Source organism: Agrobacterium sp. ST15.13.015 (assembly GCF_027871645.1).
Classification (GTDB): domain Bacteria; phylum Pseudomonadota; class Alphaproteobacteria; order Rhizobiales; family Rhizobiaceae; genus Agrobacterium; species Agrobacterium leguminum.
Genome location: NZ_JAQAHF010000002.1, coordinates 69,331 through 84,253, shown reverse-complemented (window position 1 = coordinate 84,253; position 14,923 = coordinate 69,331). Strand labels below are relative to the sequence as shown.

16 protein-coding genes are annotated in these 14,923 nt (G+C 60.4%); 14 read left to right on the top strand and 2 right to left on the bottom strand.

Annotated features, from left to right (window positions below; all coding sequences use genetic code 11):
• Window positions 1–33: 33 nt before the first annotated feature.
• From alr to rarD, 14 genes are all read left to right on the top strand, one after another.
• Window positions 34–1,209 carry an alanine racemase gene (gene alr / locus PIB16_RS03620; protein WP_271045007.1) on the top strand — a complete coding sequence of 392 codons (1,176 nt, stop codon included), beginning with the start codon at window positions 34–36 and terminating at the stop codon, window positions 1,207–1,209.
• A 65-nt stretch (window positions 1,210–1,274) separates the two neighbouring features.
• Window positions 1,275–1,586, top strand: coding sequence for a type II toxin-antitoxin system ParD family antitoxin (locus PIB16_RS03615; protein WP_065654098.1), 312 nt, complete (start codon window positions 1,275–1,277; stop codon window positions 1,584–1,586).
• Entirely contained in the window at window positions 1,543–1,824 is a 282-nt protein-coding gene (locus PIB16_RS03610; protein ID WP_065654099.1) for a type II toxin-antitoxin system RelE/ParE family toxin, read from the top strand. Before PIB16_RS03615 ends, PIB16_RS03610 begins: the two co-directional genes overlap by 44 nt.
• 15 nt (window positions 1,825–1,839) lie before the next feature.
• Window positions 1,840–3,246, top strand: a complete 1,407-nt coding sequence (gene radA / locus PIB16_RS03605; RefSeq protein WP_003520708.1) for a DNA repair protein RadA — start codon at window positions 1,840–1,842, stop codon at window positions 3,244–3,246.
• Between the two features lie 89 nt (window positions 3,247–3,335).
• A complete protein-coding gene (locus tag PIB16_RS03600; RefSeq protein WP_035261832.1) occupies window positions 3,336–3,923 on the top strand; it encodes a CvpA family protein in 588 nt (195 codons plus the stop codon).
• Between the two features lie 139 nt (window positions 3,924–4,062).
• Window positions 4,063–5,571 (top strand): amidophosphoribosyltransferase, encoded by a 1,509-nt coding sequence (purF, locus tag PIB16_RS03595; protein ID WP_003520704.1) that lies wholly within the window; start codon window positions 4,063–4,065, stop codon window positions 5,569–5,571.
• A gap of 145 nt (window positions 5,572–5,716) precedes the next feature.
• Entirely contained in the window at window positions 5,717–6,475 is a 759-nt protein-coding gene (locus tag PIB16_RS03590; protein ID WP_080856190.1) for an SDR family NAD(P)-dependent oxidoreductase, read from the top strand.
• Window positions 6,476–6,692: 217 nt separating this feature from the next.
• Window positions 6,693–8,078, top strand: a complete 1,386-nt coding sequence (gene cysS / locus PIB16_RS03585) for a cysteine--tRNA ligase (protein ID WP_271045006.1) — start codon at window positions 6,693–6,695, stop codon at window positions 8,076–8,078.
• Window positions 8,079–8,389: 311 nt separating this feature from the next.
• A complete protein-coding gene (locus PIB16_RS03580) occupies window positions 8,390–8,698 on the top strand; it encodes an endonuclease domain-containing protein (protein ID WP_271045005.1) in 309 nt (102 codons plus the stop codon).
• The gene (locus PIB16_RS03575) at window positions 8,695–9,168 is read left to right on the top strand and encodes a GFA family protein (RefSeq protein WP_125145860.1); all 474 of its coding nucleotides are present in this window, start codon (window positions 8,695–8,697) and stop codon (window positions 9,166–9,168) included. Before PIB16_RS03580 ends, PIB16_RS03575 begins: the two co-directional genes overlap by 4 nt.
• Entirely contained in the window at window positions 9,168–9,632 is a 465-nt protein-coding gene (locus tag PIB16_RS03570) for a GFA family protein (protein WP_271045004.1), read from the top strand. The genes PIB16_RS03575 and PIB16_RS03570 overlap by 1 nt, the downstream gene beginning before the upstream one ends.
• Window positions 9,629–10,114: a GFA family protein gene (locus PIB16_RS03565; RefSeq protein WP_142844808.1), complete on the top strand. Its 486-nt coding sequence runs from the start codon at window positions 9,629–9,631 to the stop codon at window positions 10,112–10,114. The genes PIB16_RS03570 and PIB16_RS03565 overlap by 4 nt, the downstream gene beginning before the upstream one ends.
• Complete coding sequence (pip, locus tag PIB16_RS03560) at window positions 10,111–11,067, top strand: prolyl aminopeptidase (RefSeq protein WP_271045003.1); 957 nt, start codon at window positions 10,111–10,113, stop codon at window positions 11,065–11,067. The genes PIB16_RS03565 and pip overlap by 4 nt, the downstream gene beginning before the upstream one ends.
• A gap of 216 nt (window positions 11,068–11,283) precedes the next feature.
• Complete coding sequence (gene rarD, locus PIB16_RS03555) at window positions 11,284–12,192, top strand: EamA family transporter RarD (protein WP_035237103.1); 909 nt, start codon at window positions 11,284–11,286, stop codon at window positions 12,190–12,192.
• Window positions 12,193–12,246: 54 nt separating this feature from the next.
• On the opposite strand, the gene PIB16_RS03550 is transcribed toward rarD, so the two are convergent.
• Together PIB16_RS03550 and PIB16_RS03545 are read right to left on the bottom strand one after the other, a co-directional pair.
• Window positions 12,247–14,007: a peptidoglycan D,D-transpeptidase FtsI family protein gene (locus PIB16_RS03550; protein ID WP_065654110.1), complete on the bottom strand. Its 1,761-nt coding sequence runs from the start codon at window positions 14,005–14,007 to the stop codon at window positions 12,247–12,249.
• Window positions 14,008–14,256: 249 nt separating this feature from the next.
• Complete coding sequence (locus PIB16_RS03545; protein WP_078054106.1) at window positions 14,257–14,877, bottom strand: TIGR00730 family Rossman fold protein; 621 nt, start codon at window positions 14,875–14,877, stop codon at window positions 14,257–14,259.
• Window positions 14,878–14,923 lie beyond the last annotated feature (46 nt).

Below are 14,923 nucleotides of genomic sequence, written 5' to 3'. Positions count from 1 at the left end.
CTGGCCGGTTCCAAAATCAACCGGACGCATGGCATGACAGACGACTTCGAAGACAGCTTTCCCGAAAACGAAACCGACATTTTCGAGCACGCGCCGCTGAGGCTGACCGTCGATCTCGGCGCGCTCGCCGATAATTGGCGGGACATGAAGAAGCGTTCCGGCGGTGCGCGGACGGCAGCGGTGGTCAAGGCCGATGCCTACGGTCTCGGTATCGAGGATTGCGGAGCGACGCTCTACCATGCCGGCGCGCGGGACTTCTTCGTGGCGACGGTGGCAGAGGGCGCAACGTTGCGTTCCTATGCCCCGGAAGCGCGCATCTTCGTGCTGTCAGGCATATGGCAGGGGCAGGAACGTCAGGTCTTTGACAACGATCTCGTGCCGGTTCTCGCCTCCGAAGAACAGCTCTCCTTCTGGATGGCGACGGTTGCCGAGCGGGGCGATCACCCCTGCGCGCTGCATGTGGATACCGGTTTCAACAGGCTCGGACTGCCGCTCGACGACGCGCTGTTTCTCGCTGATGACGTGACACGGCCGGCGAGTTTCGACCCGGTTCTGGTGCTGTCGCATCTCGCCTGCGCCGACACGCCCTCATCGCCGATGAACAGGGTCCAGCTCGAATCATTCCGAAAGGTTAGCGCCGCTTTCGAAGGCATCGAATCAAGCCTCTCGGCTTCCGCCGGTATCTTCCTCGGCTCGGACTATCATTTCGACCTCACCCGCCCCGGCATCGCCCTTTATGGCGGCGAAGCGGTCAACGGCATGGCGAACCCGATGCGTCCCGTCGCCACAGCCGAAGCGCGGATCATTCAGATACGCGAAGCGGGCGAAGGCCAGACCGTGAGTTATGGCGGCACCTTTCTGCTGAAGCGCGCAAGCCGCCTTGCCATCGCTTCCGTCGGTTATGCAGATGGATATCAGCGTTCGCTTTCCGGTTCCGGCATTCCGCTGCGCGAAATGGGCCATGGCGGCGCCTATGGCGTCGTCAACGGCCACAGGATTCCGGTCGCCGGCCGCGTGACCATGGACCTCACCATTTTCGACGTGACGGATGTTCCGGCCAATGCCATCCGTGCCGGCGACTATATCGAGCTTTTCGGCCCCAATGTGCCGGTCGACGAGACCGCGCGGGCGGCCGGCACCATCGGCTACGAGATGCTGACGGGGCTTGGCCTGCGTTACGAACGGCAATATCTGATGGCCGACGACTGAGCAGCGCCTTTAGCCCTTGGAAAGCTGCCGCCACCTGTGCTAGAAGAGAACAAAAGGAGATCGAAATGCCCGAAATCCATTTGAGCGAGCAGGACGAGAAGTTCATCGAGGAGCAGGTGGCGGCGGGCGTCTTTAAGGACGCGGATTCGGTCGTCTCAGCGGGTCTGCGTTTGCTGGGCAGCAAGGAAGGCAAGCTTGTAGAGCTTCAACGACTGATTCAGGAAGGGCTTGATGATGTGGAGGCTGGACGGGTTATGGAGTTCTCCAGCGCAGATGATTTTACTGCACACATTATGAAGCTGGCGGAGGAGCAGAATGAAGCGAAGGCGTCTAGTGGTCACCGCACAGGCGCTGAACGATCTTCTGGCCGATCATAATTACATTGCCCAATTCAATCCCGTTGCTGCCAGACGCTTTCTAGACGACATCAACGGCAAAATGATCTCGCTGGCGCGATATGGGATAACGGGCGTACCTCGAAGTTTCGCGCCGAATTTGCGGGCCTTCCCTTATCGTGAGCGATGCATCTATTTCATTGTCGATGATAATAAAATGTATGTGCTGCGCGTGCTTCACGGCCACCAGGACATCTCCGCCGACCATTTCAAACAATAAGAAAACTGACATAACATGGCCAAAGCCAAGACCCAATTTGTGTGCCAGAACTGCGGCACGGTTCACACCCGCTGGGCGGGAAAATGCGAAGGCTGCGGCGAGTGGAACACCATCGTCGAGGAAGATCCGATGGGTGGCATCGGCTCCGGGCCGGGCAAGACACCCAAAAAGGGTCGACCTGTCACCCTCACCTCGCTTTCCGGCGAGATCGAGGAAGCGCCGCGCATTCCGACCGGCATCAGCGAACTCGACCGGGCGACCGGCGGCGGTTTCGTGCGCGGTTCGGCGGTTCTGATCGGCGGTGATCCGGGCATCGGCAAATCGACATTGCTGATGCAGGCTGCCGCGGCTCTTTCGCGGCGCGGACACCGCATCATCTATGTCTCGGGCGAAGAGGCGGTGGCGCAGGTGCGCCTGCGCGCGCAGCGTCTCGGGGCTGCGGAAACCGATGTGCTGCTGGCGGCGGAAACCAATGTCGAGGATATTCTGGCGACAATTTCCGAAGGCAAGCGGCCCGATCTCGTTATCATCGATTCCATCCAGACGCTGTGGAGTGATACGGCCGATTCCGCCCCCGGCACGGTGACGCAGGTGCGCACCGGCGTGCAGGCGATGATCCGCTTCGCCAAGCAGACCGGCGCGACCATGGTGCTCGTCGGCCATGTCACCAAGGAAGGCCAGATCGCCGGCCCGCGCGTGGTCGAGCACATGGTCGATGCCGTGCTTTATTTCGAAGGTGACCGCGGACATCACCATCGCATTCTGCGCACCGTCAAGAATCGCTTCGGGCCGACCGATGAAATCGGTGTTTTCGAAATGTCGGATCGCGGCCTTCGGGAGGTGTCGAACCCCTCCGAACTGTTTCTCGGCGAACGCAACGAAAAGTCGCCGGGTGCTGCGGTTTTTGCCGGCATCGAGGGCACGCGACCCGTACTCGTCGAAGTGCAGGCGCTGGTCGCTGCCACTTCGCTGGGTACGCCGCGTCGCGCCGTGGTCGGCTGGGACAGTTCACGGCTTGCCATGATTCTGGCCGTGCTGGAGGCCCATTGCGGGGTGAAGCTCGGCCAGCATGATGTCTATCTGAATGTCGCCGGCGGCTACCGCATTTCCGAACCGGCCGCCGATATGGCGATTGCCTCGGCGCTGGTTTCATCGCTTGCCGGTCTTGCCCTGCCCGCCGATTGTGTTTATTTCGGCGAAATCAGCCTGTCGGGTGCGGTTCGGCCGGTCTCGCATACGGGCCAGCGATTGAAAGAAGCTGAAAAACTTGGCTTTTCCGCCGCACTTCTGCCTTCTGCTTCGGCTGAATTGCCGAAAGGCGGCAAGGGACGCTGGACGGAAATCGAAAGCCTTCCGGACCTCGTGGCCCGCATCGCCGGCTCCGGCAACCGGTTCAAACAGGTTGAGGACGACGAATATTGATCCTTTCGCCAAGGGAAACAGTGGTGTAAGAGGATCGCAAAATTGGCAAGGCAGCGTCTGACAAGGCGTCGCACCTCCGGAGTTGGTATATGCCCATTACAATTTTCGACGGCATCGTCATCGCCGTTGTTCTTTTCTCCGCCCTTCTTGCAATGGTGCGCGGTTTTTCACGCGAGATTCTGTCGATTGCGAGCTGGGGCGGTTCGGTCGCCGCTGCCTATTATCTCTATCCGGTCCTGCTGCCCTATGCGCGCAACTATACCGATGACGACAAGATCGCCATTGCCGGTTCGGCGGGCGTGGTCTTCCTCGTCTCGCTGATCGTGATTTCCTTCATCACCTCGCGCATTGCCGATTTCATCATCGACAGCCGCATCGGCGCTTTGGATCGCACGCTCGGTTTCCTGTTCGGCGCGGCGCGCGGCATTCTGCTGCTTGTCGTCGCAGTCGCCTTCTGGAACTGGCTGGTGGATGTGAAGACGCAGCCGGAATGGGTGACACAGGCGAAGTCCAAGCCCTTCCTCGACGGGCTGGTGGGCAAGCTGGAGGCGGTTCTGCCTGACGATATCGAACCGCAGATCCGCGCCCGCATCCTCGGAAAACCACAGGAGCCGGCAGCCACGCAGGCGCCTGCGGAAGATGTGCCGGCAACAAATCCGCCGGCAACGAATAATTGACACAGTGTCGCGCCTTGCAATGCATGCAAGGCGCGCTATTTGTGCTAAATATCAAGCACGACACAGACGGACCGACCGGGGGAAATACTCACCGGAGAGGTCTTTCTTTTTTTCTCGGTAGAGAGCAAGGGCAAGCCGGATGATTGAGCCGCTTTCGCATTCCCCGTTCCCTGGGGCCACTTTCAAGGAAGAGATCGATGGCGACACGCTGCATGAAGAATGCGGCGTGTTCGGCATTCTCGGCCATGCCGACGCCTCGGCGCTGACCGCTCTCGGCCTGCATGCGCTTCAGCATCGCGGCCAGGAAGCAGCCGGCATCGTCTCCTTCGATGGCAAGCGCTTCCATCAGGAACGCCATATGGGCCTCGTCGGCGATCATTATACCGATCCCGCAACCCTTGCCCGCCTGCCCGGCTCCATCGCCATTGGCCACACCCGTTATTCCACGACGGGCGAAGTTGCGATGCGCAACGTGCAGCCGCTATTTGCCGAACTGGAAGAAGGCGGCATCTCCATTGCCCATAACGGCAATTTCACCAACGGCCTGACACTTCGCCGCCAGATCATCGCCACCGGCGCCATCTGTCAGTCGACGTCGGATACCGAAGTCGTCCTTCACCTCATCGCCCGCTCGCGCCACTCCTCCACCGCCGATCGTTTCATCGACGCCATCCGCCAGATGGAAGGCGGTTATTCGATGCTGGCGATGACGCGCACCAAGCTTATTGCCGCGCGTGACCCGATCGGCATCCGCCCGCTGGTCATGGGCGAGCTGGATGGCAAGCCGATCTTCTGCTCGGAAACCTGCGCTCTCGATATCATCGGTGCGAAGTTCGTTCGTGACGTGGAGAACGGCGAAGTCATCATCTGCGAAATCCAGCCTGACGGTTCGATCACCATCGATGCGCGCAAGCCTTCGAAGCCGCAGCCGGAGCGTCTCTGCCTGTTCGAATATGTCTATTTCGCCCGCCCCGATTCCGTCGTCGGCGGCCGCAACGTCTATACGACGCGCAAGAACATGGGCATGAACCTGGCCAAGGAAGCGCCGCTGGAAGCCGATGTGGTGGTTCCGGTTCCCGATGGCGGCACGCCGGCAGCACTCGGTTTTGCGCAGGAAAGCGGTATTCCTTTCGAATACGGCATCATCCGCAACCATTATGTCGGCCGTACCTTCATCGAGCCGACGCAGCAGATCCGCGCTTTCGGCGTCAAGCTCAAGCATTCCGCCAACCGGGCGATGATCGAGGGCAAGCGCGTGGTGCTGGTGGATGATTCCATCGTGCGCGGCACGACCTCGGTGAAGATCGTGCAGATGATCCGCGAGGCGGGCGCCAAGGAAGTGCATATCCGCGTTGCGAGCCCGATGATCTTCCATCCGGACTTCTACGGCATCGACACGCCGGACGCAGACAAGCTGCTCGCCAACCAATATGCCGATGTCGAGGCGATGGCGAAATATATCGGCGCCGATTCGCTGGCCTTCCTGTCCATCGACGGACTTTACCGCGCCGTTGGCGGCGAAAACCGCAACCCGGCCCGTCCGCAGTTCACGGACCATTATTTCACCGGCGATTACCCCACCCGCCTTCTCGACCAGAATGGCGAGGCGATGGGCAGCAAGATTTCCATGCTGGCCAGCAACGGCTGATACGCCTCACACAAGCGGCCATCCGGCTTCCGGTGGCCGCTTTTTTCTTGCCTTTTGTTCAGGCCCTAGCATGCGACGATATGATCGCTTGCGGAAAGCCAGCGGCGCTTCGTAGAAGGAAGCGCAATCAATTCCGGGGGAGACAATGACTACCGATCTGAAGGGGACTATCGATCTCAAGGGCCGCATCGCTCTCGTTACCGGCGCATCGCGCGGCATCGGCTATTTCACGGCGCTGGAGCTGGCCAAGGCCGGCGCGCATGTCATCGCCTGCGCCCGCACGGTGGGCGGCCTTGAGGAGCTGGACGACGCCATAAAGGCCGTCGGCGGCACGGCGACGCTGGTTCCCTTCGATCTCTCCGACATGAAAGCCATCGATGCGCTGGGCGCGAATATCTTCGAGCGCTGGGGCAAGCTCGATATTCTCGTCGCCAATGCCGGCGTTCTCGGCGTCATCTCGCCGGTTGGCCATATCGAGGCGAAAGTCTTCGAAAGGGTCATGAACATCAACGTCACCGCCACCTGGCGGCTGATCCGCTCGGTCGAGCCGCTGCTTCTGAAGTCGGATGCCGGCCGCGCGCTGATCCTGTCTTCGGGCGCCGCCCATAGCTGTCGCCCCTTCTGGGGCGTCTATTCTACCTCCAAGGCGGCAGTCGAAGCGCTGGCCCGCACCTGGGCGGCGGAAACGCAGAAGAGCGCCCTTCGCGTCAACAGCATCAATCCCGGTGCGACACGCACGGCGATGCGTGCGCAGGCCATGCCCGGCGAAGACCCGGCCACCGTGCCGCATCCATCTGAGGTGGCCGCAGCCATTCTTCCGCTCGCCTCGCCCGATCTCAAAGAAACCGGTAAACTCTTCCTCGTGCGCGAAGGAAAATTCGTGGATTACCGTCAGCCAGAGTGAATATTTTCCGCTCGGAGCGGCGGTTTGGCCACCACGGTTGCTCTTGACCGGGCCGCACCGCCGCGCCATAAAGCAAGATATGAGAACGATGATCTGCACCTGCTGCTGAGATTTTTTTTGCTGGTTCGCCACCGGCCAGATCGTTTTCGTCTCCCGCAAGGTCAAGAAAGATAAACGTTCCGGCCAGGATAATATTCTGCCTTTAGGGAACTGCCGCATGTCCTTGCGCCTGAAATTTCACAATACACTCACACGCGAAAAAGCGGAATTTGCACCGATCGACGCTGACAATGTGCGCATGTATGTCTGCGGCCCGACGGTTTATGATTTTGCTCATATAGGCAATGCGCGCCCGGTCATCGTTTTCGATGTTCTCTACCGGCTGCTGCGCCACGTCTTTGGCGAAGACCATGTGACCTATGCCCGCAACATCACCGATCTCGATGACAAGATTAATGCGCGGGCGCTGAGGGATTATCCGCATCTGCCGCTGAACGACGCCATCCATGCGGTGACGAAAAAGACCGCCGACCAGTTCCATGAGGATGTGGCCACGCTCGGCTGCCTTCCGCCGACCGTCGAACCGCGCGCCACCGACTACATCGCGGAAATGATCGACCTCATCGAGAAGCTGATCGCCCGCGGCCATGCCTATACGGCTGGCGGAGAGGTGCTGTTCGATACCCGCTCGATGGCGGATTATGGCCAGCTTTCCAAGCGGCCGCTGGACGAGCAGCAAGCCGGCGCGCGCGTGGCGGTGGAAGCCCACAAGAAAACCCCCGGCGATTTCGTGCTGTGGAAGCTGTCCTCGGATAATGAGCCCGGCTGGGAAAGCCCCTGGGGCCGTGGCCGTCCGGGCTGGCATATCGAATGCTCGGCCATGGCCGGTCGCTACCTCGGCGAGGTCTTCGATATTCATGGCGGCGGGCTCGACCTCATCTTCCCGCACCATGAGAACGAAATCGCCCAATCGCGCTGCGCCAACGGCACGCATGTCATGGCCAATGTGTGGATGCATAACGGCTTCGTGCAGGTGGAAGGCCGCAAGATGTCGAAGTCCGAAGGCAACTTCGTGACGATCTACGAATTGCTGCACACGGAGAAATTCGGCGGCCGGAAATGGCCGGGCGAGGTTCTGCGCCTTGCCATGCTGATGACGCATTATCGCGAGCCGATCGATTTTTCGGTGAAGCGTCTGGAAGAAGCCGAACGCCTGCTCGCCAAGTGGCCGGCGGCGGAAGCCTCCGATGCTGCACCGGATGAAACCATGCTCGAAGCGCTCGCCGACGATCTCAATACCGTTGCCGCCGTGCAGGCGCTGCATGCGCTGGCGCATGCTGCCAACACCGATCCATCCAGGCTGCCCGCCTTTGCGGCGAGTGCTGCCCTGCTCGGTGTCCTGCCGAAGAAGGCGGAAATGGACGAGGCCATCGTTTCGGCCGTCGATGCGCTGGTGGAATTGCGTCTGGAAATGTTGAAGGCGAAGAACTTTGCGGAAGCGGATCGTTTGCGTGATGAGCTTTCCGAGAAGGGCATTCAGCTGAAGGATGGCAAGGACAAGGAGACCGGGGAGCGGACGACGACGTGGGAGTTGAAGCGGTAGGCTCCGCATTCGAGGCTCACCCCCCTCTGCCCTGCCGGGCATCTCCCCCTCAAGGGGGGAGATCAGCCAGAAGCACTATCTCAACTTCACTCTTAAGCGTTGAGATGGGCAAGGCCGAGCCACAGATCGATCTCCCCCTTGAGGGGGAGATGCCCGGCAGGGCAGAGGGGGGTAAACCCCACGACGCGCCCTTGCTTTCACCCACGCCATGCTCCAATCTCGCCACACCCCGATCAAGCCGCGAGCATCCCGTGCCCCATGCCAAGGTCAATCCTCAACATCGGTCACACGCCCGGCAGATGCGAAAGGCCATGACCGACGCAGAACTGAAGTTCTGGAACGCCGTCCGCGCTCACCGCCTTGACGGCCTGTCTTTCAGACGCCAGCTGCCGGTTGCCGGATATATCGTTGATTTCGCTTGCCCCTCGCATAAGATCATTGTCGAACTGGACGGGTTTCAGCACGCGGATGACGCTGCGGCAGCCTATGACCGAGAGAGAACACGCACGTTTGAGGAACTTGGCTGGACAGTCCTCCGTTTCTGGAACGAGGATATCCTCGGAGACATCGACAATGTCTGTCTCCACATTATCCGAATGGTGAAGGAGGACCGACCATGACGACATATACCGGCGGATGCCAGTGCGGCGCGATCCGTTTTCGCGCCTCCGGTGAACTGAAAGACAGTTCCATATGCCATTGCCGCATGTGCCAGAAGGCTTTCGGGGCCTATTACGCGCCGCTGGTTTCGGTGCGCGGCGTGGAATTCGAATGGACGCGGGGAGAGCCGAAACGCTTCCAGTCCTCCAGCGTCGTCAAGCGCGGTTTCTGCCCTGAATGCGGAACTCCGCTGACTTATGAAGCGCCTGACGGTGTGGCGGTGGCGGCCGGGGCCTTCGACGATCCGGCCGCGTTGCCGCCGACCATTCAGTGGGGCGTGGAACGCAAGATCGATTTCGTCGACACGCTTCACACGCTGCCTGCGGTTGCCACAGAGGACGACCTGACGCAGGTGGATTACCTCGCCGATCTCGTTTCCTACCAGCACCCCGACCACGACACTGAAAACTGGCCACCGGAGAAGAGATGATGAGTGAAGTGGGATTTACCGGCGGTTGCCAGTGCGGCGCCGTGCGTTTCCATGCGGGCAAGCTCGGCCGGGCCTCCATCTGCCATTGCCGCATGTGCCAGAAACATTTCGGCAATTTTTTCGGCGCGCTGGTCAGCGCCGATCAGGCTCATTTGACCTGGACACGCGGCCAGCCGTCCCTCTTCCGATCTTCGGGAAAAATCCATCGCGGTTTTTGCAACAAATGCGGCACGCCGTTGACCTATCATTATCCCGGCGGCGTGGAGATCGCCATCGGCGCTTTCGATGAGCCCGAGCGGATCGAGCCGCAGGTGCAGGTCAATTTCCACAAGCGCATGCCCTGGATCGAGCAGCTGTTCGGCAAACCGGCCGTGGAACAGGGCGTGGACGAGGCGGAGATCACCTCCTATCAGCACCCGGATCACGACACGCAGGTCTGGCCGCCGGAAGACGAGCGCGCATGAGCGGGGCCGAGGGTTTCAGCGGCGGATGCCAGTGCGGCGCAGTGCGTTATCGGATAGAAGGCGGTCTTCGTTATCCGCATCTGTGCCATTGCCGCATGTGCCAGAAGGCATCGGGCAATTATTTCATGCCGCTTGCCGCAGCTGCGCTTACGCAATTTGAAATGACCCGTGGCGAAGCAGCGTGGTTCCAGTCTTCCGATCACGTGCGTCGCGGTTTCTGCGGCCGATGCGGCACGCCGCTGTTCTATGACATGCCGGGCGCCGATTTCATCAATATCACCCTCGGTTCGCTGGACGAACCCCAGCGGGTAAGACCCGAGGCGCAATCCAATCTCGCCGGCAAAATGCACTGGTTCGGCGCGCTCGATGGCTTGCCGGTCGAGCCGGAACCTGCAACGGATAGCCCTCCCCCTCGGGTGAAAAATTGCCAGCACCCGGACCATGATACGGCCGAATGGCCAGCGAAGGACGATGACCCATGAGCGAAGAATTGCGCGGCCTTTACCCCGAGATCGAACCCTTCGAGACCGGCATGCTCGATGTCGGCGACGGCCACACGATTTATTGGGAACGGGTGGGCACGCGCGGTGGAAAACCGGCGGTTTTCCTGCATGGCGGCCCCGGCGGCGGGGTGAACCCCACGCATCGCCGCGTTTTCGATCCCGCCCTTTACGACGTCATCCTGTTCGATCAGCGCGGCTGCGGCCGCTCCACGCCGCATGCCGAACTTGAAGCCAACACCACATGGCATCTCGTTGCCGATATCGAAAGGCTGCGCGAACTCTGCGGCTTCGAAAAATGGCTGGTTTTCGGCGGTTCCTGGGGCTCGACGCTGGCGCTCGCCTATGCCGAGACCCATCCGAACCGCGTCAGCGAACTGGTTTTGCGCGGCATCTACACCGTTACCAGACCGGAACTGGACTGGTACTACCAGTTCGGCGTTTCCGAAATGTATCCGGATCGGTGGGAAAAATTCATCGCGCCCATCCCGCAAGCCGAACGCGGCGAGATGATGCAGGCCTATAACCGCTATCTCACCGGCACCGACGAGGCAAAGAAACTCGAATGCGCCAAGGCATGGAGCCAGTGGGAAGGGGCGACCATCTCGCTCGTAAGCGATCCCGACCGGGTCGAGGATTTTGGCGAGGATAAATACGCCATCGCTTTCGCCCGCATCGAAAACCACTTCTTCGTCAATGGCGGCTGGCTGGAGGAAGGGCAATTGCTGCGCGACGCCGGCAAACTGAAAGATATTCCCGGCGTCATCGTGCATGGGCGTTATGACATGCCCTGCCCGCTGAAATATGCCTGGCAGCTGGCCAAGGCCTGGCCGAAGGCGGATTTCCACATCATCGAGGCGGCCGGACACGCGATGAGCGAGCCGGGCATTCTTGACCAACTGATCCGCGCCAACGACCGTTTTGCCGGGAAATAACCCGTCCTTTCAGCGCCTTGCGACGGCCGGATAAGACAATGATTCAGGCGGGGCTTCCTGCGTGAATCGTCTCCTCCCGTCGCGGGGCAGCCCATTTCAAGGGCAGCGCGCCTTTTATTCATGCAGTTTTTCTCATGGACCCTTCACGGAAATGAATTGGCCGCCACTGTGGCGATCCGTTATAAAACGCTATCCGAACAATTGGCGGTACTCCCCATGGCACTCGACAAATCGCTCCCGGCCCAGGAGGGCGGCGACAGCGCGCGCGGTTTTGCTTTCGCGCTTTCCGCTTATCTGCTCTGGGGGTTTCTTCCCTTTTACATGAAGGCGGTTGCGCATATTTCGCCGATCGAGGTCATCGTCCATCGCGTCGTCTGGTCGGTGCCGATTGCGGCGGTTGTGCTGATTGCGCTCGGGCGCACGGCGGAAATCAGAACCGCGCTCAGAACCCCCAAGATGCTGGCAATGGCCAGCCTGACGGCCATCCTCATCAGCATCAACTGGGGCGTCTATATCTGGGCGATCGGGGCAGGCCGCGCGCTCGATGCCGCGCTTGGCTACTTCATCAATCCGCTGTTCAGTATTTTCCTCGGCGCGGTTCTTCTCAAGGAAAAGCTCTATCCGGCGCAGATCGCCGCCATCGGTCTTGTGGCGCTGGCGGTGGCCATCCTCACCTGGCATGCGGGCAGCCTGCCCTGGGTGTCCATCGCGCTCACCGTGTCCTGGGGTTTTTATGCCTTTTTCCGCAAGACTTTGCCGATTGGCGCGACGCAGGGCTTCCTGCTGGAAGTCATGCTTTTATCCATCCCCGCCGTGCTGGTGATGATCTGGCTTGCCTTCAACGGACAGGCGCATTTCATGGGCGGCAATTCCGCCGATACCTGGCTTCTGGCGACAAGCGGGCTCATCACGGCCGTGCCGCTCATCCTCTATGGCAATGGCGCGAAACTGCTGCGGCTGTCGACCATCGGCATCATGCAATATATCGCGCCGACGATGATCTTCCTCATCGCCATCTTCGTCTTCAAGGAGCCGTTCGACATGGTGCGCATGGCCGCCTTTGCGATGATCTGGGTGGCGCTGGCGATCTATACCGGCTCCAGCCTGCTGCGGCTCAAGCGCTAATCCGGGCTGCTTCCCTCATTCCTTTGCTCATCACGGGAATGAGGAGAGGTGGCGTCAATAATCCACCAGCAATTGCGGGTTGGCATCGTAACCGAAACGCGGTTTGACGCCGAGAAGGCCCGCCGTCTGGGCGATGATTTCGCGTGTCATCGGGGCTGCGGTGGAGGCCGCCGTGCGCCCGCCGTTCACGCCGGTTCTCGGGGCGTCGATCATCGTCAGCACGACATATTTCGGCTTGTGCATGGGAAAACCGGCCACGAAGGCGTTGAAATTGATATCCTTGGCGTAACGGCCATTGATCACCTTGTCGGCGGTTCCGGTCTTGCCGCCCACATGAAATCCTTCCACCTGCGCGCCACGGCCGGAACCCTTGATGCCGTTCCAGTTGAACAGGTAGCGCATATCGGCGCTCGTCCTGTCGTTGATGACGGTGCGCGCGAGCGATGCGGCGGCCTCTTTCGAACGTGGCAGGAAGGTCGGCGAAATCAGGTTGCCGCCATTGATCAGCGCGGCAGCGGCCACCGCCGTCTGCAACGGGGTGGTGGCGACGCCGTGGCCGAAGGAGATGGTGACGGAATTGATCTTCTTCCAGTTTCTCGGCTGGGTGGGCGTGGCGACGCCCGGCATTTCCGTGTCCATTCTGGTAAGCAGCCCGAGCTTCGTCAGGAATTGCTGATGGCCTTCTACCCCGACCTTGTCAGCCACCGCCGCCGTGCCGATATTCGATGAATATTGAAACACTTCCGGAATGGAGAGCGGCCGGTTCCGGCCCTTGAAATCCTTGATGGTGAAGCCGCCCATGCGGATCGGCCGCGACGCATCCACCACCGAACCCAGTGTGATCGCCCCGGCATCCAGCCCCATGGCGAGCGTAAAACTCTTGAAGGTGGAGCCCATTTCGAAGGTGGCGTTGCTCATCCGGTTGAACCAGCCCTTTTCGTACTCCCTGTCTATGCTGCCATCGGCAAGGGTGCGGGAAGGTTCGTTCGGATCGTAATCCGGCACGGAGGCCATGGCCAGCACCTCGCCCGTCTCCACATCGAGGATCACTGAACCTGCCGCTTCGGCCTGATAGGCGCTTTTCGCCTTCACGACCACTTCGCGGACGATGTTCTGTACCCTGAGATCGATGGAGAGACGCACCGGCTCCAGCGGCGCGCCGCTGGCAAGACCCACGGCGCGCAGATCGGCCAGGCCCTGCTGGTCGAGATAACGCTCCATGCCGGCAAGCCCCTGATTGTCGACATTGACGTGGCCGATAATATGCGAAGCGGTGGGGCCACCCGGATAAAACCTTCGCTTTTCCGGCCGGAAGCCGATGCCCGGTATGCCGAGATTGAGAATATCCGCCTGCTGCCGGGGTGTCAGCTGCCGTCGCAGCCACTGAAAACCGGTGTCCGAGCGCAACCGGCGGTGCGTTTCACGCCAGTCGAGATTGGGAATGACGGTCGCGAGTTTCTCCACCACCTCATCCGGATCGACGATCCGGCGCGGATCCGCATAAAGCGAGACCATGTTGAGATCGGTCGCCAGAAGCGTGCCGTTGCGATCGACAATATCCGGCCGGGAGGCGACGGCGTTGACGCCAGTATTGATCCATGCGGTCGCCACGGGTTCGGCAAGACCGTATTGCACGAGACGCGCGGCGACGACGCCATAGATGACAGCGAAGACGGCGATCACGATGCCGAGCCTCATGCGCGCATCGACCCTGCGGCGGGCGGCGGAACCGAGGAGCGCCTCCCTGCCCTTCGCGGAATTTCTCTGAATAATAAAATGCGCCCGGCTTTTGAGCCGCACCACAAAAGCAATCATTTCCCGATGACACCCACTCTCATGGCGGCGAAACGAATTCCGCGACACCAACGCCTTATTGAGGCTGGCACAGGATCAGTCGCGGGGCCATGAAAAGAGAGGGCGGAGCAATGCCGCCGTTAAATCTGTATTAATATACATTTAAAATTGTAACGAGCCGTGAGGCGGCCGTTAACAATCGTCGCACCGATCAGGATGAACAGACCGGGATTCAAGGCGAAAACCGCTTACGCTTTTCGCCATCCCGGCCTAGAGGCGGGAAATCACCGAAGGATCGCCTTCCGGCTTCTGCTGCGCCAGCGCCCGGTCGATGATGGCGGGCACGATATCCTTCACCTCGTCGATGACGAGCGGGTTGAGAAGATGCGCGCGGTGGATGAAACCTTGGTCGCGCATGTGCTGCACCAGTTCCAGCATCGGGTTCCAGAAACCGTTGATATTGGCAAAGACCATCGGCTTGGCATGGCGGCCGAGCTGCGCCCAGGTCATGATCTCGACGATCTCCTCCAGCGTGCCGACACCGCCAGGCAATGTCACGAAGGCATCGGAGCGCTCGAACATCATATGTTTGCGCTCATGCATGTCCTTGGTGATGACAAGCTCGTTCAATTGTCCGAGAGAATGGCGCGTCGCCTCCATATCGACCAGAAATTCCGGTATGATGCCGGTCACTTCGCCGCCATTGGAAAGAACGCCGCTGGCAACTGCGCCCATGATGCCCTTGGTGCCGCCACCATAGACGAGGCGAATGCCGTTTTCGGCAATGGATTTCCCAAGCGCGCGGCCCGCTTCCATATGGGCCGGATCACGTCCGGGCTGGGAGCCGCAATAAACGCAGATGGATCGAATCGCTGTATTTTTGTCCGTCATGAAGGGAAGGAACTATGTGCGATGCGGCACGTCAAGAAAATTTGGG